Below are 20300 nucleotides of genomic sequence, written 5' to 3'. Positions count from 1 at the left end.
ATTTATAGTTATTTTGTTATTGAAGTCGTTATTATACTATATTGCATGACAATTTAATAGAGTGTCGTTAGATATAAATTGTTACAATAAAGTAATTAGCGGCTGCAGTTCTCGTCTTCCATGCATAAGTAAACAACCGCTTTGGATTTTTTTGCTTTTATTAATTCTGCAATATATTTATAAATTTCTACTCTTAAACTTTTGGCGTATCTCAGTTTGTAATCTTGTCCTAAAAGAAACTCTCCGTTTAAAATATTTGTTTTTGGAAAACGGTTTTCCATAACCTGTTTTTGAGCGGCGGGCATTCTAAGCGTGCCAAGACTTATCCATTTTATGCTTTCAGGCGCTACCGTATCAAAAATCATGTCTATAGTTTCTTTGTAGCCTTCTTTCCAGCCGTCGTAAAAAATTATCGGATCAAAATGAAACGCTGTGCTGAAACCTGCTTTTGCGCATTCGCGCGCGGCGGAAAGCCTTGCGGCAAGCGGCGGGGTTTTTAGCTCGTTTTCTTCGCACATTTTTTGAGAGTTTACGCTCCACGCGGCAACTATATTTTTTTGTCCGCCGCAATTAAGCAGATTTTTAATATTTACGCTTTTTGTTTTAAATTCAAAAAAGATATCATGGCGTTTTTTAAAAAAGGCGATGATATCTTTTGAAAAGTTAGTGATATGGTCAAAAATTAACGAATCTGTAAATTCGCCGCTGCCTATGCGTTTGTAATTAAAAATTTCCGAGGTTTGCCAAACAAGTTTTTCTTCTTTTAAATAATCTTCTATGTTGCAAGGCAAAACAATTGCGCCGATATTTTGGTAAGCTTGCAGAAAACAATAAGTGCAGTCGTAAATGCAGCCCATGCCCAAGTTCATTATTGAGTAGCCGCAGTTTACAACGTTTTTTGTGCAGGGGCATTTTTTAAAGAAATCGTATTTTTCTTTAACTAAAAATAAGCGTTCGCCTCTGGAATTATAATCTTTTAACGTAAAATCTTTACCGGCAGTATAAGATTTTAACGATTCTATTTCGGTAAAAGCCGCGGCAGGAAAAAGTTTTTTAACGTTTTCAAATACCGTTGTATTTTTTGCCGACGGTTCGTAAAAAACAGTTTTAAACCCGAACCCTTCGGGTTTTTTTATATCAACGGCAAAATCAGGGTTAACGGCGTATTTTGGAAGATAAAAAGAATCTTTTTTTGCAAAGTGAAAAGTTTTAGGATATCTTTTTTGCAGAAGATTGTTTTTTACGGCTTCGTAATTGTTTTCCGTTATAGAATTTAAAACTTGAACGTCGCTTAATTGCGATATTTTAGAAATTTCTTTGATAAGCCTGAATATTTCGCGCGATTTATTTACGCCGAATTTCGGGAAACGTTTTTCAAAAAGAGTTTCAAAATTATCTGCCATTTATAAAATCCAACTTAACCGTATTATTTTTTTGTTAAACCAAAGTTAAATTTGCAACTCTTGCAAGAAGTTTTTTCCACTGGCCGTTTTCAAATAAAACGACAAGTTTTACGTCGTTGCCGGCGCCGGTTTTTTCTATAATTTTTCCGTTTCCAAAAACAGGGTGGCGCACAAGCGCGCCTATTTTATAAGGGCTGTTGTCGGAAACCGGCGTATAAAGCGGTTCGTCTTTTATGATATCGTCGTCGGAAGGAATGTAATCGTAAGTATCGTCTTTTTGATATTTCGGCTCTGTTTTTGAAGTAGCGTTCCATTTTGCTCTGTTAAAACCGCGGTTAAAAAACGGTTTTGGTTCCGGACTTTGCGTAAACTCGTCTTTAAAGCCTGCTTCGGTAATAAAGCGCGACGCCATATTCCATCTGGTTTTTCCGTAAACCGTTCTTTCGGACGCCCAGCATAAATATAAATGTTTTCTGGCTCTTGTCATGCCTACATACATTAATCTTCTTTCTTCTTCAAGTTCTTCGGGGTTAAATGCGGATTCCCCGATAGGAAAAAGTCCTTCTTCAAGCCCGCATATAAACACATTGTCAAACTCCAAACCTTTTGCAAGGTGCAGCGTCATAAGAGTTACTTTGCCGTTGGAATCGTCCAAAGAATCAGTGTCGCTTATCAAAGCTATTTGCGTTAAATAATCCGAAAGAGTTTTGTTGTCGGGGGAGCGCTGCTCAAAATCTTCTATTGCGGAAATTAATTCCTGAATATTTTCTATTTTTGTTTTAGATTCCGGAGTGTTTTCGTCTTCAAGTTCTTTGAGATAGCCGGAATGCGTTATAATTTTTTGCGCAATTTCTTTTACGCTTTCCGTTTCTTTTAAATGCATGAAAGCTTTTATAAATTCCGCAAAAGCGTTGAGCGCGTTTATTGCGCCTTTGTTGATGCCCGCTTCGTTTGCGCGGTCTAACGTCTGCCAAATTGATAAGCCTTGTCCGCCGGCAAATTTTTCTAAATTTTCCATTGAAGTTTTGCCTATCCCGCGTCGCGGAACGTTTATAACTCTTTTAAAACTTACGTTGTCGTTGGGGTTATGAATTAATTTTAAGTAAGCCATAATGTCTTTAATTTCCGCGCGGTCGTAAAATCGCAGAGTACCTATAACAGCGTAAGACATTCCGGCTCTTCTGAACGCGTCTTCAAACACGCGGCTTTGCGCATTGGTGCGGTAAAAAACCGCAAAGTCCGATAAATTATATTTTTCGTTTTGCGAATTAATTGTTATTAAATCCACAACCCTCGCCGCCTCTTCGTTTTCATTTGCGGATTTTACAACCGATACGCCGCCGTCATCCGCATTTTGCGTCCAAAGTTTTTTCTCTATGCGTCCCTGATTATTTTTAACAACTTTATAAGCCGTTTCTAAAATCTTCGGCGTTGAGCGGTAATTCTGTTCAAGCTTAACGGATTTTGCCGAAGGATAATCTTTCTCAAAATCTAAAATATTTGTAATATCCGCGCCGCGCCAGCTGTAAACGCTTTGATCGTCATCTCCGACTACGCATATGTTTTGATGTTTTTGCGCAAGGAGTTTTGTTAAAACGTATTGCGCGTGATTTGTGTCTTGATATTCGTCAACCAAAATGTATTTGTATTTTTGCTGGTAATGTTCAAGAAGCGCGGGATATTGCCGCAAAGCTACAACTACGCGCATAATTAAATCGCCAAAATCTAACGCGGAAGCGAGCTCTAATTTTTTTTGATATAGCGCGTAAGCTTTTGCAATTGTTGTGCCGAAAAAATCGCCGTTGGCTTGCGCATCGGCAGCCATATCGGAGGGAAATTTTAAATCGTCTTTTGCTCGGCTGATTCTGTCCACAACGGTGGAAGGTTTGTATTTTTTTTCGTCAATATTTAATTCTTTTAAACAGTCTTTAACCACGTTTTTTTGGTCGGCAAAATCGTATATTAAAAAATCCGGGTTCAAATTTATTTTTGACGCTTCAACGCGCAAAAAATACGCGCAGAAAGAGTGAAACGTAGAAACTGAAACGTTTGCGCCTGCGCCCGGCGCTAAATCGTTAACGCGTTTTTTCATTTCTCCGGCGGCTTTGTTGGTAAAAGTTACCGCAAGAATTTGCCAGGGTTTAACGCCTTTAGAAAGCAAATGCGCTATGCGGTGCGTTATAACGCGCGTTTTGCCCGTGCCCGCGCCCGCAAAAATTATGAGGGGCCCTTCGGTGCACAAAACCGCGTCTTTTTGCGACTGATTTAGATTGTCAAACAGGGAATTGTCCATAGTGAAGTATTATAGCAAAAATGATATAATAGACATATATTTAATAATTATATCGGAGGGAAAAATGGATATTTTGCTTGAAAGAAAAAGCGTTAGAAAATACACGGACGACCCTGTTAAAGACGAAGATTTGCAATATATATTGCGCGCGGCAATGTCTGCGCCTACGGCATGCAACCGAAGACCTTTTGAATTTATAGTCGTTAAAGACAAAGAAACGCATAAAAAAATAGCGCAAATTCATGAAGCCGCTCAAATGATATTGGGCGCTCCCGCGGCCGTTATAGTTGTTGGCGATGCCGATAAAGTTTATGAAAATTATCTTCCTCAAGATTGCGCCGCGGTAACGCAAAACGCTTTGCTTGCCGCTACGGCAAAAGGTTACGGCAGCGTGTGGTGCGGAATTTACGGCAACGACAAAAGAATGGACGCTTTCAAAAAACTTTTTAATTTGCCGAAAAATATAAAACCGTTTTCACTTATAGTTATAGGAAAATCCGCAGATAACAATCCGCCGAAAAACGGCTGGCAGCCCGAAAAAATTAAATACGAAAAATGGCAGTAGAAATAGCATTAAAAATAAATTAACGATACGGAATAATTAAATGATTAAACAACAAACTACTCAAAAACTTGAAAATATCACAGCAAGTTTTGCCGCTGCAAAAGGTTTGCGGGAAAAAATAAATTTCAGCGTTGAAGTTCCGCCGAAAAATATTGACGCTGATTTTGCGGTTAACGCGGCTATGGTTATAGCAAAAAAAATTAAAACAAATCCCCGCGTTGTGGCGCAGGAGCTGATAGATATTATTTCAAAAGAAATGCCGGAAATTGAAAAAAGCGAAATTGCCGGCGCCGGTTTTATAAATTTAACTTTAAAAAATGAAGTGTTGTATAAAGAACTTACAAAAATATTGAATGAAAAAGATAATTACGCAAGCCAGCCCGCAAAAAATAAAGAAAAAGTTATGGTTGAATTTGTTTCCGCAAATCCTACGGGGCCGCTGCACATAGGTCACGGGCGCGGCGCGGCAATAGGCGACTCTTTGGCAAAAGTTTTAAAACGTTTGGGCTACGACGTAAAAAAAGAGTATTACTTAAACGACGTAGGCAACCAAATGCTTGTTTTAGCCGAGTCAACGCAAATCAGATATCAACAATTAAAAGGCAATGATATCCCCTTTCCGCCTGATCATTATCAGGGCGATTACATAAAAGACATCGCCGCGCGTCTTATTAAAGAAGGCAAGCCTGAAAGCGAAATAAATTTTAAAGAAGAAGCCGTTAAAGATATTTTAAAAACTATTGAAGACGATTTAAAAGATTTTGCAGTAACTTTTGACAACTGGTTTTCCGAAGGTCTTATAGCGGCAAAAAAAGATAAAGACGGCAAAACCGAAGTTGATAAAGCTTGCGAATTTTTGCTTTCTAAAGACGACGCTTACGTTAAAGACGAAGCGCTGTGGCTTGCTTCCGCAAAATTCGGCGACGATAAAGACAGGGTTTTAAAACGCTCCGACGGAAGATATACTTATTTGGCGTCCGACGTTGCGTATCATAAAAATAAATTTGAACGCGGTTTTACAAAACTTGTAAATTTATGGGGCGCAGACCATCACGGATACGTTGCAAGAATTAACGCGTCCGTGCAAATGCTTGGTTTTGCGCAATCCGCGTTAAAAGTTATTTTGTATCAGCTTGTTTCTCTTGTTCGCGGCGGTCAGCCTGTGACAATGTCCACCCGCACCGGCGAATTTATAACTTTAAAAGAGGTTGTTGACGAGGTAGGCAAAGACGCGTGCAGATTTTTCTTTTTGCTTCGCGCTCCGGACTCGCAGTTAGATTTTGATTTGGAACTTGCAAAAAAACAGTCCAGCGAAAACCCTGTTTTTTATGTGCAATATGTTAACGCGCGCTGCAACTCTATTTTTACCGAAAGCAAAAAACGCGCCGATATAAATTTAAACCCGGATCTGTCTTTGCTTAAAGAAAAACAAGAGCGCGATTTGATAAAAAAACTTTCCGCTTTCGGCGATACTTTGGCTCTTTGCGAAAAAACTTTCAGCCCGCATCACTTTACGCAATATCTAATAGAACTTGCGGACAACTACCATAAATTTTACGAGAAATGCCGCGTGCTTAGCGACGACAGCGCATTGACGTCCGCAAGGCTTAAACTTCTTGAAGCCGTAGTGATAATAATTAAAAACGGATTGGATATATTAGGCGTATCATCTCCTGAAAAAATGTAGTTAACGGCAAAGTGGAAAGTTAAAAGTGAAAAGTGACACAAAGTGTCATTCCCGAGCGTCTGTATCTGGGATCCATGCTTGCTGCATATTGGCTGTTCTCTTTATATCTTTTAAAGTTCAATTAACTATAAACGGCATATTTAGATAATGAAAAAATTTATTTTAATTTATATCTTTTTAATTTTCGCATCATTTTCTTTCGCTGAAGTTTCCGTTACGCCTTACGGGGCGGCGGGAGTGGTTTCGGGAAGTAATTTTTTGTATGAAGCCGCTGATAAAAAAATATTAATAGACTGCGGAATATTTATGGCCGGCGAAGGCGACAACTTATTTTTTCCGCCGGAAGTTTTAAATGCCGACGCGTTAATTTTAACTCACGCGCATTTAGATCACGCGGGAAGAACGCCTTTGCTTTTGGATAAAGGTTTTAAAGGAAATATATATTCTACGCCGGCAACTAAAGAAATTGTTTTAAATCTTATCGCCAACCGCTCGGGGCTTGATTTAATTTCAAGGCGCTGGTACTGGTCGGCAAACCAAGCGCAAAAAGCTAAAGATTTCGGAAATACCGTTGTTATACATTGGACTGACGGCTGCGCAAGCGGCATAAAAAATATTGAGTATTCGGAAAGCGAAATGCTGTCGGCTGATATTTGCGCAAAAGAAAATATCAAATTTGTTCTTTGCAAAGACTGCTCTAAAATTGAAGCCGATAAAATAGCAAAACGTTTTGTAACCGTAGAATACAGCTCTCCCGTTGCAATTTTTGAAAACATAACTTTTGAACTTTTAAACGCGGCGCATATTCCGGGTTCGGCGTCTGTTTTGATTTCGGCTGAAAATAAAAAAGTTTTATTTTCCGGAGATCTCGGCAGCGGTTTCTCAAGGCTTACAGGAACGTTTAATCCGCCGTCTGAAGCCGACGTAATTTTTATGGAGTCCACCTACGCGAACGATTCGCAGGAATTAAATTTTGAGAGTTACGAAAAATTTCAAAAAGATTTAGCTAAAGCAATTTCTAAAAATAAAATCGTCTGGATTCCCGCGCTTGCCCTTAACAGAACGCAAAAAATTTTATACGAATTAAATCTTATGCAAAAAAACGGAACGCTTTCAAAAGATGTGCCCATATACTCCGTTTCGCCAAGCGCAAACGCCGCGACAAATTTGTATAAAAAAGAAATTGAAAATAAAACAGGCAATTGGTTTTTGCCGGAAGTTTACGAAAACGGACTGCTTCCCGCGGGCGCAAAACTTCAGCCGGTAAGAAATTATGACAAACAAATGGTTTTAATATCCGCAAGCGGCGATATGTCTTTGGGAATGTCCGCCGGAATTGTAAATAAATTAATTCCTAAAAAAGACGTTTTTATAATGATTGTAAATTACGTCCGCCCCGACAGCAACGCGGGTAGGCTTCTTGCAGGCAAACCGCTGCAAGACGGAATTAAAAGCAAAGCCGAAATTAAAAAATACGATATTTTTTCAGATCATCCGGGTTTTGAAGCGGTTAAATACTGGCTTTCAAATCAAAGTAAAAGCGCCGGCGTTTATTTGATACATTGCGAAAAATCTACCGCGCAAAATATGAAAACTCTTCTTGAAAAAGAAGGAAGAACAAATATTTTTATACCGGAGCAAGGACAAAAAATAATATGCGATTAGTTTTAGAAAAAATAAAAATTATCTCAAAAAAATTTTACGCTATTTTTGAAGATATACGCGACCCGAATTTAAGAATAAGCGTTATTATAACGCTCGGTTTAATTTTAGCGGGCGCGTTAATTTACGGCGTAAAAAATATCGGATATTCAAAAGAAGTTTTATGGCAAAAAGCAAACGCTTACTATATGCAGGAGCGGTTTTTTTTAGCCGCTAAATATTTTTCAAAAGTCGCGGAACTTGACCGCGGCAATCCGCAGGCTTATTTCAGTTACGCTGTGGCGCTTACAAAACTCGGCAATTTTAACGGCGCGATAAGAAATTTTAAGAAAGCCGTAAACATTGACCCCGGTAACGCGGAAATATATTACTATCTCGGCAACGCTTACTATCAGCAGGCTTCGCTTCTAAATAATTCGGAACTGTTTGCGAAAGCCGAAAATACGCTTGCAAAAGCCATAGAGTTAAATCCTAATTTGGAAAAAGCCTATCTTTTAATAGGAGTTTGTTTTCGCGCAAATGCAAAAATGGACAAAGCAAGAGCTTGGTACAGGAAAGCGCTTCTTGAGGGCAATTTCAGCAAAGCAGGTTTCTATAATTTAATAGGGCATACTTTTTTTGAAGAAAAAAGATATAAAGAAGCCGCCGCTTATTATGAAAGAGCAATTGCAAACGATTACGCTTTTATTGCAGCGTATTGCAATTTGGGAGACATGTATGTTCTCATGGGAGATACGCAAGCCGCCCTTGAAAAATATAAGAAAGTTATTGAAATAAACGACGAGCTTGCCATAGGTTACGTGAAAATTGCGGAAATTTATTACAATAATGTTGAGTATGACGAAGTTTTAAATATGTGCGCGAAAGCGCTTGCCGTTAACCCTGACGACGCAAAAGCAAACTACCTTGCGGGAATGGTTTATAAAGTTTGGGGAAGAGACGCGGACGCGTTTGCATATTTGGAAAAAGCGGCCTATTACGGCAACGACGAGGCCGTGGTTGAACTTCGCCGCTCCGGCGTAGATTTGAGGTAAGCATGTTCTACAATAAAAAACGGATGTATTTTTTAATTTTGTTTTTGATGAGCTGCGGAATTTATTTTATAATTCGCGACCAGTCTCTTTTTGGCGGAGTAATGGCAAACGCAATTTTCGGCGCGGTTATTTTATACGCATTTTTGCTGCTGGCGTGTTTTTTAATAACGGTTGCAATTGCGCTTTTGTTAAAGTTTGCCTATATAGCGGGATGCGAGATATTAAAAAAAGAGCAGAAAGCAAATCTGCCGAAAATATTCTGGATAATTTTTACGGCTCTCGGGTATTTGGCGGTTTTTGCCGCGTATATAAAAATTATTTGGTATTAAAATTAGGGAAGAAATTTTGAACACAGAAAAAATAAAAACTCTTTACACTAACTCTCCGGACGATTTGGTTTTTTTAGATATTGAAACAACCGGCCTTGACCATGCGCGCGGCGCAAAAATTGTTGAGATAGCAATGCTCAAGGTAAAAAACGCCTCCGAAGAAAAATTTGAAACTCTTATAAATCCCGGCTGCGCTATTTCTTTAGAAAGTTCAAAAATTCACACTATTTACGACGATATGGTAAAAGACGCTCCGCTTTTTAGCGCGGTTGCAAAAGATGTTGCGGCATTTATAGGTTCAAGTATAGTTGTGTGCCATAACGCGCAGTTTGATTTATCTTTCGTTAACAAAGAGTTAATTGAAAGCGGAGTTCCCGCGCAAAAGATGTATTTTATAGATACTCTGAAACTTGCCAGACAATATTTTTCTTTTGATTCAAACGTGTTGGGAAATATTGCCGCAGCTATTGGCGTTGAGGTTGATATAAAACACAGAGCCATGGCGGACGTTCTCACAATGCATTCGGTAGCAAAATATATATTTAAAAATATGTATAGAAAAGGAATAGATTTAATAGAACCGTCGGTTTTTGAATGCAAATAAGAAGATAAATTAGAAGATAAGAAGGTAAGAGGATAGGAGGATAAGCGCCGGCAAAAAAGCCGTTGTTTATCCTCCTATTTATATTATATATAGGTGTTACTTATCTTCTTATTTATTATTTATTCGCTAAAATATAACAATAGATAACAACAAACACAAAAATTCAACATCAAACATAAGTAAAAAATAACGCTTGACAATATATAATAGAATATATATGATTATGGCATAAGATAAGAATAAACAGCAAAGAACAATAAAATATGGAAAATAAAAGTGCAAATAAACAAATAATGGATATAAAAGAACTTTCCGAATATTTAGGTATCGGTAAGTCCAAAATTTATAGCCTTATAAAGTTGAAAAAAATTCCGGCGTCAAAAATAGGCAGGCAGTATAGATTTTCAAAAGATATTATAGACAACTGGCTTAAAGAAAGAATTGTTACAAAAAAAGACGACTTACAACTTGAACTTCCGGCAAATACCGGAAATAAAAAATAAAAAAAAGCAGCACTACCAAACAGGAGGCCTAAAATGGCAGAAAAAGTCCAGAAGGTTGGAGTAAAAAGAGAATCAGGATATCTTTATTTCATTGACAAGCAGGGCGATGTTTCAAGATCTGTAATGGCAAGAGGCGGAAAGAAGGGCGGAAAAACAGCAAAAGTTGCTAAAGTTGGTCTTAAGAAAGAAAAAGGCTACTTGTATTTTATTGATAAAGCCGGCGACATAGCCAGAGCTAAAATGGTATCAGGCGGAAAAAAGAAAAAAGCGGCAAAAAAAGCCGTTAAAAAAGTTGCAAAAAAAGTTGTTAAAAAAGCTGCAAAAAAGAAAGTTGCAAAAAAAGGCAAAAAGAAATAAGCATTAAAATATTTTATAAAACCGGCGGCGCTTTAAAGCGTTGCCGGTTTTTTGTTTGTTAAATAAATATTTTGTATAATTTGCGTATGTTTGGAATGCTTAAAGAAGACGTAAAAAATATTTTTAACGAAGACCCGGCGGCTCGTTCCTGGCTTGAGGTTTTGTTTTGCTATCCCGGGCTGCACGCCGTAATAATTCATCGTTTTGCGCATAAAATTTGGAAGTTTAAATTTTATTTTTTGGCGCGTTTTGCGTCGCACATAGGCAGATTTTTAACAGGCATAGAAATTCATCCGGGCGCGCAGATAGGCAGACGCCTTTTTATAGATCACGGCATGGGCGTTGTTATAGGAGAAACTGCGGAAATCGGCGACGACGTGCTTATATATAAAGGAGTGCTTCTTGGCGGCACTTCGCTTAAAAAAGAAAAAAGACATCCTACCATAGGCAACAACGTTGTTCTCGGCTCAAACGCAATAGTTCTTGGCGCAATTACCGTAGGCGACAACGCGCGAGTAGGCGCGGCGTCCGTTGTTACGCACGATGTCCCCGCAAACGCTACCGCTGTCGGCGTGCCTGCAAGAATAAGTCTTGGATATTCTGAACAGGAAGTTGAAAAACTTGAGCACGCAAAGCTGCCCGACCCTATTACAGACGTTATGCGTTTTGTTTTAGAAGAGCAAATCAAGTCTGAAAAGAAACTCAATCAAATCATAGAAGATTTTCAAACCCAGCTCAAAAAAAATTCCGATAAAAATTAAAAATTTTCCCGTTGACAAGTTTTGCTTTTTGCGCTAAAATAGCAATCAAATTATTAGAGTGCTAATAACGGCGGGTAATAAATAATAAGTAAGATGATAAGAAGGTAGGAGGGTAAGTAACGGTAAGTAATAAAGAATAAGTAATAGGTAAAAGGTAATAAATAGCAGGGTCGTTAATTTCCCTTATGAGTGCGCGAGCTGCAAAGATACAAAAGATATGGAGGAAAAATGAATTTAAATAAATTTACTATTAAGTCTCAGGAAGCGCTTGCGGCGGCGCAAAGTGTTGCGCAGGATTACGGCAATCAGGAGCTTTCTGCGGAACATCTATTATACGCATTGGTAAAACAAGACGCCGGCACTGTCGGCGAAATAATAAAAAAATCTTCCGCTGCCGGTCAGGAAAGCATGATTACGGCAAACATAGAAAAAGATTTGCTTGACGCAATTGAAAAAAAACCTAAAGTGCACGGCGGCAATCTTTACGTTTCGCAAACGCTAAATAAAATTTTAAATAATTCCGAAAAAATCGCAAAAGATTTAAAAGACGAATTTGTTTCCACCGAACACATTCTTATTGCTCTTGTTGACGACGGTTTGGCGGATGCCGCAAAAATTCTTAAAAAATATTCGCTTACAAAAGACGCAATTTTAAAAACGCTTGTAGCCATTCGCGGAGACCAGCGCGTTACAGACCAAAATCCGGAAGATAAATATCAGGCGCTGGAAAAATACGGAAGAGATTTAACCGAGCTTGCAAAACGCGGAAAGCTTGACCCTGTTATAGGGCGCGACGAGGAAATTCGCCGCTGCGTGCAGGTGTTATCGCGCAGAACAAAAAATAATCCTGTAATAATAGGAGAGCCGGGCGTGGGCAAAACTGCAATTGTAGAGGGTTTGGCGCAGCGCATAGTTTCGGGCGACGTGCCGGAATCTTTAAAAGATAAAAAAGTTATAGCTTTAGATATGGGCGCGCTTATTGCGGGCGCAAAATACAGGGGCGAGTTTGAAGACCGCCTTAAAGCCGTGCTGAAAGAAATTCAGTCTGCGCAGGGAAACGTTATTTTGTTTATAGACGAGCTTCACACTATAGTCGGCGCGGGCGCGTCCGAAGGCGCGGTTGACGCGGCAAATATGTTAAAGCCTATGCTGGCGCGCGGCGAGTTAAAACTTGTGGGCGCCACAACGCTTGACGAATACAGAAAATACATAGAAAAAGACGCGGCGTTAGAGCGCCGCTTTCAGCCGGTTTTTGCCGGCGAGCCGTCGGTGGAAGATACAATTGCAATACTTCGCGGAATAAAAGAAAAATACGAAGTTCATCACGGCGTAAAAATAAAAGATTCCGCTTTGGTTGCGGCGGCAACTCTTTCCGCGCGCTATATTACCGACAGATTTTTGCCGGACAAAGCTATAGATTTGGTTGACGAATCGGCAAGCAAATTAAGAATAGAAATAGATTCCATGCCCGCCGAACTTGACGGCGTTGAACGAAAAATTCGCCAGCTTGAAATTGAGCGGCAGGCGGTTAAAAAAGAAACCGACGCGGCTTCAAAAGAGCGTTTGGCAAAAATGGAAAAAGAAATTGAAACTCTTAAAACGCAATCCGCTCAAATGAAAAAACAGTGGGAAAAAGAAAAATCTTCAATTTCAAAAATAAGGAAACTTAAAGCCTCAATTGAAGATTTTAAAATTTTAGAACAAAAGGCCGAGCGCACCGGCGACCTTAACGCCGTGGCGGAAATTCGCTACGGAAAAATTCCGCAGGCGCAGCAGGAGCTGGAAAAAGAAAATAAAGTTTTGCAAACTCTTCAAAAAGGAACGAAATTCCTGAAAGAAGAAGTTGACGAGGAAGATATAGCCGAAGTTGTCGGCAAGTGGACGGGCATTCCCGTTAACAAAATGATGGAAGGCGAAACGCAAAAACTTCTTAAAATGGAAAGCGCGCTGCACGAGCGCGTTGTAGGTCAGGAGGAAGCCATAACGGCAATTGCAAACGCCGTGCGCCGCAGCCGTTCCGGGCTTTCCGACCCCAATAAACCGATAGGGACGTTTTTATTTTTAGGCCCTACGGGAGTCGGTAAAACGGAACTTGCAAAAGCTTTGGCGGAACTTATGTTTGACGATGAAAAAAATATTGTGCGCATAGATATGAGCGAGTATATGGAAAAACACAGCGTGTCTCGTTTAATAGGCGCGCCTCCGGGATACGTTGGTTTTGAAGAAGGCGGACAGCTTACGGAATCCGTTCGCCGCAGGCCGTATTGCGTAGTTCTTTTTGACGAAATAGAAAAAGCAAGCCCCGAAGTTTTTAACGTAATGCTTCAAATTTTTGACGACGGCAGACTTACCGACGGGCAGGGAAGAACGGTAGATTTTAAAAATACGGTTATTATCATGACGTCTAACATCGGTTCGCAGTATATTCAGGAGTCTGACGACAGTAAAGAGGTGAAAGATAAAGTCTTGGGAGAATTGCACAGAAGTTTTCGTCCGGAATTTTTAAACCGTATAGACGAAACAATAATTTTTGACAAACTCGCAGAAAAAGAGCTTAACAAAATTATAGATATACAGCTTAAATCTTTTGAAAAACGTTTGCAGCAAAGAAAAATTCACGTTGAACTTACGGAAAAAGCAAAAGATTTTATTTCTTCAAAAGGTTATAATCCGGCGTTTGGCGCGCGTCCTTTAAAAAGAGCCATACAAACTTATTTGCTAAACCCTCTTTCGGCAAAAATGATTGCGGGCGAGTTTAAGGACGGAGACACAATAAAAATAGATGTTCCCAAGAAGGGCAGTCAAGAATTAGAGTTTGAGAAAAGTCTTATAAATTAAACAAAAAAATTCCCGAGCTAATTTAGCTCGGGAATTTTTATTTATTTTCTTAACGCCTGTCCCTTTTGCGATTGCAGATAAGCCTTGTAAGATTGCAAATATCCAAGCGCGTCATTGGGCGAAGCGTTTAATGTTTTTACAAGTTCGCCGAAATAATATTCCGCCTTTTGTTTGTTGTTTTCATAAGAATACGCCAAAACAAGGCTTGCGTATGTCGGCGGTATAAGCATTTGTCCGTTTGAAATAAGCATTTCATAAACTTGAATGGCTTCTTTATAATTTCCGTTTTGCAAAAATGCCAAACCTAATAAATACATAATTTCAGGGTCGCTAAAACGGCTGATTTGAGCAATATACAACGCTTCTTTTGCCGCAGTTTGCGTATCGCCGTTTTTTATGTAAGCGGTAACGCGGAATTTTTTTGCGGTTATATGTTCGTAAGCGCTTTCATTAATCATTTTATTCCAGAAAGTTAAGCTGTTTTTAAAGCCGGCGCTGCCGTTGAGAGTTCCAATAACCGCTATAACGAATATAACTGCAATAACGGTTTGAGCGGCAGTTTTCTTTGTTTTTAAATAAGGCTGCAAAAAAGAGAAAAACAAAATTATTATCGCAAACAGCGGAACATACATTCTGTTTCCCTGAAACCACAATCTTTCGCCAATTAAATTCGGCGCAAGCATTATTAACGGAAGCGTCAGCCAAAAGAAATTTTCGTATTTTTGTTCTTTGTTTTTTTTGAAAAACGCAAAGAAAACGGTAAGCCCCGCGGCAAAAATTCCAAGCGGATAAAAATACGGTTCAATTGTGCCGTATAACGCCCTGAAAGGCGTAGTCATAAAAATTGCGGACGCGTAATAATCAAAAAACATTCTTATATTGTCGGGCCTTAAGTTAAGCCCCTGCACGCCGGCCGGGCCCATTGCCGCTTTTCGCGCAATCCAAAAAATTGACATTGTAATAATCCACAATGCTATGCAGATTGCCGATTTCTTTAAATCTAATTTTCCGTATTTTTTAAAATGAGTTATGTAGTAGAAAATAAATATAAACGCAACCGCAAGCCCCGACTCTTTTGTGAAAAAGCAAAGCAAAGTAAATAAAGCGTTAAGCAGTATAAAACCAAACTTTTTCGTATTAAGATATTCTATGAAAAACGTAAACGCCAAAATAAAATTTATAAAAAATAAAGAATCGTTTCGCCCGGGAATCCACGCCGCGGTGTAAATTGTAAGAGGATGCAGCGCAAATAACGCTGCAGCCAAAAAAGATATTTTATCGTCAAAAAGATAATGCCTTAAAAATACAAACAGCAAAAGCGCGCATAAGGCGTGAAGCAATACGTTTACAAAATGCGCAAAACTTTCAGACTGCCCCGCAATTTTATAGCTTGTTACAAAAGACAAAGATAAAACCGGTCTGTAATAAGGCGTGGGACCGCCAAACAAAACGTTTTGTTTAAAAGCTTCGCTAAAAGCCGACGCAGGCTGATACTTGTAAGCGTAATTATGTATAAAATTTTCGTCGTCCAAATCTGTAAGTTTATAGTTTATGGTGTTTGCGTAAACTAAAAATGCAACGGCAAAAACTAACGCTGCCAGCAAAATAGTTTGATATTTTTTTAAAAACGATACGCCTGAATTCGTGTTTTCCATTGCAGCCCCTGTTTTCATTTTTAAAAGCTGTAAAAATAATATAAAATAAAGAGAATAAAGACAATTTAAAACTATCGCACAAGGGGTTTAAATGCCTGAAGTTTCGGATAATAAAAAATCTAATCAAGTTTTAATGAAATGCGCAATTATCGTTGCAGCTGTGCTTTTTGTGGAAATATTCGGGTTTAACATGCAGTCATTTTTTAATACGGGCTTGCGGCAATATGCAATAGACCCGTCTTTTGTTTCCGCAAACCCCGCAGAAATGCAATACGGCGCGGACAAAAAACTTCATTTAAACCCTCAGCTGCAAACGGCTTCGTTTGCTCTTGGCGCTAATGTCCCCGTTAAAAATATTTCTTTAACGGTCAGCGGCGCGCCGCAGATTGCAAACGTTAGAGTTTTCGCCCGCGACAGCGATGAAAAATTTAAACCAAGCCTTGTTTATAATAAACTTTTTGCCGTCAAAACTTCCGGAAGCGAAGTTTTTCTTAAAGTTAAAAGCCGCGGAAATCTTCAAGACGTTATTTTTGAAATTTCTAAAAACGCAAATGCGGATTTCGCCGTTTCGCAAATAAAGCTAAACGTTACGCCTCCGTTTAATTTTTCATGGCTGCGTTTCTTTGTAATTCTTCTGCCTGTTTTATTTATTATTTTTTCGCGCTCTTACGGCTGGCATAAAACCGTTACTGATTTGAATGATAAAACATATAAAAAAGCTTCTGCGGCGGCTTTGTGTTTAGCCGTTCTGTTTTCATTTTTTATATACAAAGCTTCAACCGGTTTGGGCAAACCTACAAGCGTTTCTTATCCGTTTAATGCGGCGCAAAATACTGCCGACCCGTATCTTTTGGTTTTTGACGCGTTTAAAAAAGGACAAACCCATCTTGATATAACGCCAGACCCTAAACTGATAGCATTAGGGCAAAACGCATATTCTCAGGGCGCACGCGAAAATGCGCAGGCTTACGCTCTTCATGATTACGCTTTTTTTAAAGGAAAGTATTACGTTTATTTCGGCGCGGCTCCGGTAATTTTAATTTATTATCCGTATTACATGCTTACGGGTTCTTTGCCGTCTGCCGAAAAGACAACTTTTATTTTATCGCTGTTGTGTATAGTTTTTATTTTTGGCGCATATATGCAGGTTGTTAAAACGTTTTGCAAGAAAGTAAATTTAATGCTGCTGCTTGCGACGTATCTTGCTATACTTTTCGGTTCGCTTATTTTTATGCTGCAGCTGTTTGCTTATCGTTATGAAATTGCGCATTTGGGCGGATATTTATTTTTATCGGCAAGCATATATTTTGCTTTCAAAGCTTATAACCGTATTGAAACTTTAGGCGAAAAATCAAAAGGCGCGCTGTTTCTTTTGCTTGCAGGCATAACTTTTATATGCATAGGTTTTACAAGACCTAACGTGCTGCTTGTGGGTTTTGCATTTCTTCTGCCTGCTGCGCTGAAAATTTTGTCAAATAAAAATATAAGTTTAAACTATAAAAAGAAAATATCCGCCGCGTTTGTTGCGCCTTGCATTGCTGGTCTTGCTTTAATTTTTTATTACAATTTTGCGCGTTTCGGTTCAATTTCAGATTTTGGAACAACGCACAATTTGTCGGGCATTGTTATAAGAGAATTTAATCCGGAAATGATTTTAAGACTTCCGCGGGCAATATTTTATTATTTTTTTGACATGCCGGAATTCTCGCCGGTTTTTCCGTGGATACGTTCCGCTATACACACGTATAACGTAAGCGGCTCGGCGTTTTACGGCGACGTTAACGCGGGCATTATGTTAATTCCTTTGACGTGGGGCTTGTTTTTATGGTGGAAGAAAAATCCCGAATATTCAAAGAATGATTCTTTGCTGAAAACTACGGCTTGGGCGGCTTTCGCGGGGACAGCCGTAAGCCTTATAGTTTTATACGGACTCAGCGGCGTTGTTACAAGATACTCCTGCGATGTCAGGCTTTGCTTGTTTTTGCTGGCGGGCGTTTTTATGCTTAACTGTTATAATAATATTGAAGGCGACGCGGCAAAATCTCTTATTTTTAAAATATTTGCGGCGGCTTGCGCATTGAGCGTTTTCTTCGGGTTCTGTCTTACTTTCGGCGGTAACTGGGAAATGTGGAACCTTGTGAAAAATAATTCTCCGGAAATTTATGCAAAATTGTTTAACTTGTTTATTTAAAATTAAAATATGAAATTTAAAACAGAGATTTTTTTAGACAGATTTATAGGTCATATCGCGTGCTTCTTTCTTGGCGTAAGCGCGTGGTGTTTAGGTAAAATTTTAAAACGCGACCACAGCGTAAAACAAGAAAATGTGCGGGTTATAGCGGTTGCAAAATATTTTGGCATGGGCAGCATTACGCATGCAGTGCCTATGCTTCGCGCTTTAAAAAGTAGATATCCTAAAGCAAAACTTATTTTTATAACCAGAAAAAATAATAAGCAGATAATAGATTTAATTTCCTATATAGACAAAGCGTTTTACATAAAAGATAAATCTCTTATTGCTCTTGCGGCAAGCAGCGTTTTACTTATTTTTAAATTACAGCGCGAAAAAGTAGATTTATTTTTTGATTTGGAAGTTTTTTCGGCATATGGAGTTTTAATAAGTTTGCTTTCTTTGGCGCGCAACAGGCTTGGCTTTTTCTTTGCGCATTCAACAAATTTTAAAACGTGGCTGCATACGCATTTAATGTATTTTAATTTTCAAATGCCTTTGAGGCTTTCTTACATGCAGCTTGCGCGTTTGGGGGGGGCGTCGCCCCAAGCGTCTATAGATTTAGAACCTTTTAATTTAAACTCCGCGGTTTTAAAATCTTGTAAAAAACGCCTAAATAAAATTATCAAAAACAAAGGCAAAAAAATAATAGGAATAAACGTTAACGCTTCCGAACTTTCTTTTGCCAGACGCTGGAGTTTGGAAAATTTTGCAAAAGTAGCGTCTTATTTTGCAGATAACGGTTACGGCGTGCTTTTGTTCGGCTCTGCGCAGGAAAAATATTACGCACAACAGTTGTTTGATTTTTTAAGCAAACCGTCGGAAAATATTTATAATATTGCCGGCAAATTTCCGCTGCCGGAAGTTTTGGCGCTGCTTCCTATTTGCGATGCGTTTTTAACAAACGATTCCGGACTTATGAATTTGGCTTATGCGCAAAACGCAAAAGTTGTTGCGCTTTACGGCGCAAATTCTCCGCAATTTGTGCACATTGACAACGGCGTAAACGAAGCCGTTTATAAAAAAAGTTTTTGCAGCCCGTGTTTATATATTTTTGACGACAGCCCGTGCGCAACGGATGTTGTATGCATGAAAAATATAACGGTTAACAATGTCATCAGCGCGGTTTCAAAAGTTTTACAAACTCCCGCTGCGAAAATAAAACCGACAAGCCGGGAATGCATAGTGGTAAATAAAGAATTAAATTATGTTATGGGCACGCTCAAAATAAAATAATTGTAAAGGCAGAGGGTAGGAAGTTGAGATGCGAAGGCGGTAAGCAACGGCAATGCCTTTTTTCATTTCAATGACAAGAAATAAAATTATGATAAACGCTAAAATAAAGAGATATTTAAAAACGCTTACAGGTTCTAAATTTGGATTTGCTTTGCCAAAGCTTGGGCTTGTAAATTATGCGAAAGGTTTTATTTTACCGCGCAGCTCAACTGTTAAAGCGTCTTCCTGTTTGCCTGTTTTGCTGTCGCTGTCTGTTACAACGCGCTGCAATTTAAATTGCTCTTTTTGTGTGGGCGATAAATCTATAGAAGGCGTAAATACGGATATGTCCGCGGAGTTTGTAAACAAACTTCTGAATTTAAAAATATCAAAAGGGCTTCTTATTGCGGGGCTTACCGGCGGCGAGCCGCTGCTTAATAAAGAAATTTTTGAAATTATAAAAACAATAAAAAAACGCAAACTAAGATGCGGAATGATTACAAACGGAACGTTGCTAAATATTGAAAATGTGTTCGCGCTTTTAAAAGCCGGAGTTGACGAAATTCAATTGTCGGTTTATGATAATACCATAGAAAAACTCAAGGAAGTTATTCCTGGAATTTCAAAAAAAATTACGGTAAACGCTTCTTATGTTTTATTAAAAAGCGTTTTAGAACAAAATCCTAACCGTCCGTTAGAAATAATAAATTTTTGTAAAAACATAGGCTGCAACTCCGTAAAGTTTAATATTTGCCAGCCTTACAAAGGCGAAACGTCCGAAACAATTTTTGACGATTTTACTGCGTATGCTGATTTTGTTTCTAAAAATAAGAAGAAAAATTTCGGCATAGACGTTTTTTATCCTGCGGCGGTAAAAAGAGAAATAAAAAATAAAAAAGATAAAAAATGTTTAATTCCGTGGCAGCAGCTTTTAGTAAACGCCGCCGGAGCTTACACAATGTGCTGCGACTTTTACGGCCGCAACGAAGACCCTGCAATGCGCGGAAATATTTTTGACGCTAACGCGGGCAATACTCCGGAGCTTGTAGATATTCGCAAAAAATTATTAAGCGACAATTGCGAAGTTCATAAATACTGCAAAAACTGTCCGATGCTTTCGGGCGCGTTTGCATCAAGATTGTAAAACATAAAAATTTTTTAAAA

At 38.8% G+C, this 20300-nt stretch carries 16 protein-coding genes; 13 read left to right on the top strand and 3 right to left on the bottom strand.

All coding sequences use genetic code 11. The features are described 5' to 3' along the window. Positions 1-95: 95 nt before the first annotated feature. Together Epro_RS05265 and Epro_RS05260 are read right to left on the bottom strand one after the other, a co-directional pair. Positions 96-1403 (bottom strand): SPL family radical SAM protein, encoded by a 1308-nt coding sequence (locus tag Epro_RS05265; protein WP_052570948.1) that lies wholly within the window; start codon positions 1401-1403, stop codon positions 96-98. A gap of 34 nt (positions 1404-1437) precedes the next feature. Then, positions 1438-3696, bottom strand: a complete 2259-nt coding sequence (locus tag Epro_RS05260) for an ATP-dependent helicase (RefSeq protein ID WP_052570947.1) — start codon at positions 3694-3696, stop codon at positions 1438-1440. Positions 3697-3760: 64 nt separating this feature from the next. On the opposite strand from Epro_RS05260, the gene Epro_RS05255 reads away from it, so the two are divergent. The 10 genes from Epro_RS05255 to clpB all read left to right on the top strand — a co-directional run bounded on the left by Epro_RS05255 (position 3761) and on the right by clpB (position 14036). Further along, positions 3761-4261 (top strand): nitroreductase family protein, encoded by a 501-nt coding sequence (locus tag Epro_RS05255; protein WP_144412052.1) that lies wholly within the window; start codon positions 3761-3763, stop codon positions 4259-4261. A gap of 40 nt (positions 4262-4301) precedes the next feature. Further along, the gene (gene argS / locus Epro_RS05250; RefSeq protein WP_052570945.1) at positions 4302-5948 is read left to right on the top strand and encodes an arginine--tRNA ligase; all 1647 of its coding nucleotides are present in this window, start codon (positions 4302-4304) and stop codon (positions 5946-5948) included. A 147-nt stretch (positions 5949-6095) separates the two neighbouring features. Then, a complete protein-coding gene (locus Epro_RS05245) occupies positions 6096-7613 on the top strand; it encodes an MBL fold metallo-hydrolase (RefSeq protein ID WP_052570944.1) in 1518 nt (505 codons plus the stop codon). Further along, a complete protein-coding gene (locus Epro_RS05240; protein ID WP_052570943.1) occupies positions 7604-8644 on the top strand; it encodes a tetratricopeptide repeat protein in 1041 nt (346 codons plus the stop codon). Before Epro_RS05245 ends, Epro_RS05240 begins: the two co-directional genes overlap by 10 nt. A 2-nt stretch (positions 8645-8646) precedes the next feature. After that, positions 8647-8973 carry a hypothetical protein gene (locus Epro_RS05235; RefSeq protein ID WP_052570942.1) on the top strand — a complete coding sequence of 109 codons (327 nt, stop codon included), beginning with the start codon at positions 8647-8649 and terminating at the stop codon, positions 8971-8973. Between the two features lie 16 nt (positions 8974-8989). Beyond that, complete coding sequence (locus Epro_RS05230) at positions 8990-9577, top strand: 3'-5' exonuclease (protein WP_052570941.1); 588 nt, start codon at positions 8990-8992, stop codon at positions 9575-9577. 263 nt (positions 9578-9840) lie between these two features. Beyond that, positions 9841-10080 carry a helix-turn-helix domain-containing protein gene (locus Epro_RS05225; RefSeq protein ID WP_052570940.1) on the top strand — a complete coding sequence of 80 codons (240 nt, stop codon included), beginning with the start codon at positions 9841-9843 and terminating at the stop codon, positions 10078-10080. A 33-nt stretch (positions 10081-10113) separates the two neighbouring features. Continuing rightward, a complete protein-coding gene (locus Epro_RS07140) occupies positions 10114-10437 on the top strand; it encodes a hypothetical protein (protein WP_052570939.1) in 324 nt (107 codons plus the stop codon). Positions 10438-10523: 86 nt separating this feature from the next. Then, positions 10524-11198 (top strand): serine O-acetyltransferase, encoded by a 675-nt coding sequence (cysE, locus tag Epro_RS05215; protein ID WP_052571599.1) that lies wholly within the window; start codon positions 10524-10526, stop codon positions 11196-11198. Positions 11199-11426: 228 nt separating this feature from the next. Continuing rightward, complete coding sequence (gene clpB / locus Epro_RS05210) at positions 11427-14036, top strand: ATP-dependent chaperone ClpB (protein WP_052570938.1); 2610 nt, start codon at positions 11427-11429, stop codon at positions 14034-14036. A 41-nt stretch (positions 14037-14077) separates the two neighbouring features. Here clpB and Epro_RS05205 read toward each other — a convergent pair whose 3' ends face one another. After that, entirely contained in the window at positions 14078-15691 is a 1614-nt protein-coding gene (locus Epro_RS05205; RefSeq protein ID WP_052570937.1) for a tetratricopeptide repeat protein, read from the bottom strand. A 91-nt stretch (positions 15692-15782) separates the two neighbouring features. On the opposite strand from Epro_RS05205, the gene Epro_RS05200 reads away from it, so the two are divergent. From Epro_RS05200 to Epro_RS05190, 3 genes are read left to right on the top strand one after another with little or no spacing between them, the layout of a single operon-like run. Further along, entirely contained in the window at positions 15783-17882 is a 2100-nt protein-coding gene (locus tag Epro_RS05200) for a hypothetical protein (RefSeq protein WP_052570936.1), read from the top strand. Between the two features lie 9 nt (positions 17883-17891). Beyond that, entirely contained in the window at positions 17892-19157 is a 1266-nt protein-coding gene (locus Epro_RS05195; protein WP_052570935.1) for a glycosyltransferase family 9 protein, read from the top strand. Between the two features lie 52 nt (positions 19158-19209). Further along, a complete protein-coding gene (locus Epro_RS05190) occupies positions 19210-20280 on the top strand; it encodes a radical SAM protein (RefSeq protein WP_082121504.1) in 1071 nt (356 codons plus the stop codon). The last annotated feature ends 20 nt before the right edge of the window (positions 20281-20300 follow it).

The sequence above is a fragment of the Endomicrobium proavitum genome (assembly GCF_001027545.1).
In the GTDB taxonomy this organism is placed as follows: domain Bacteria; phylum Elusimicrobiota; class Endomicrobiia; order Endomicrobiales; family Endomicrobiaceae; genus Endomicrobium; species Endomicrobium proavitum.
The sequence above is the reverse complement of the archived record's forward strand: the minus strand, read 5'-3'. Positions and strand labels throughout refer to the sequence as shown.

Bases quoted from the DNA above. Each gene is read 5' to 3' on its own strand.
- Epro_RS05265 (WP_052570948.1), bottom strand. From the start codon at position 1,403: ATGGCAGATAATTTTGAAACTCTTTTTGAAAAACGTTTCCCGAAATTC.
- Epro_RS05260 (WP_052570947.1), bottom strand. From the start codon at position 3,696: ATGGACAATTCCCTGTTTGACAATCTAAATCAGTCGCAAAAAGACGCG.
- Epro_RS05255 (WP_144412052.1), top strand. From the start codon at position 3,761: ATGGATATTTTGCTTGAAAGAAAAAGCGTTAGAAAATACACGGACGAC.
- argS (WP_052570945.1), top strand. From the start codon at position 4,302: ATGATTAAACAACAAACTACTCAAAAACTTGAAAATATCACAGCAAGT.
- Epro_RS05245 (WP_052570944.1), top strand. From the start codon at position 6,096: ATGAAAAAATTTATTTTAATTTATATCTTTTTAATTTTCGCATCATTT.
- Epro_RS05240 (WP_052570943.1), top strand. From the start codon at position 7,604: ATGCGATTAGTTTTAGAAAAAATAAAAATTATCTCAAAAAAATTTTAC.
- Epro_RS05235 (WP_052570942.1), top strand. From the start codon at position 8,647: ATGTTCTACAATAAAAAACGGATGTATTTTTTAATTTTGTTTTTGATG.
- Epro_RS05225 (WP_052570940.1), top strand. From the start codon at position 9,841: ATGGAAAATAAAAGTGCAAATAAACAAATAATGGATATAAAAGAACTT.
- Epro_RS07140 (WP_052570939.1), top strand. From the start codon at position 10,114: ATGGCAGAAAAAGTCCAGAAGGTTGGAGTAAAAAGAGAATCAGGATAT.
- cysE (WP_052571599.1), top strand. From the start codon at position 10,524: ATGTTTGGAATGCTTAAAGAAGACGTAAAAAATATTTTTAACGAAGAC.
- clpB (WP_052570938.1), top strand. From the start codon at position 11,427: ATGAATTTAAATAAATTTACTATTAAGTCTCAGGAAGCGCTTGCGGCG.
- Epro_RS05205 (WP_052570937.1), bottom strand. From the start codon at position 15,691: ATGGAAAACACGAATTCAGGCGTATCGTTTTTAAAAAAATATCAAACT.
- Epro_RS05200 (WP_052570936.1), top strand. From the start codon at position 15,783: ATGCCTGAAGTTTCGGATAATAAAAAATCTAATCAAGTTTTAATGAAA.
- Epro_RS05195 (WP_052570935.1), top strand. From the start codon at position 17,892: ATGAAATTTAAAACAGAGATTTTTTTAGACAGATTTATAGGTCATATC.
- Epro_RS05190 (WP_082121504.1), top strand. From the start codon at position 19,210: ATGCCTTTTTTCATTTCAATGACAAGAAATAAAATTATGATAAACGCT.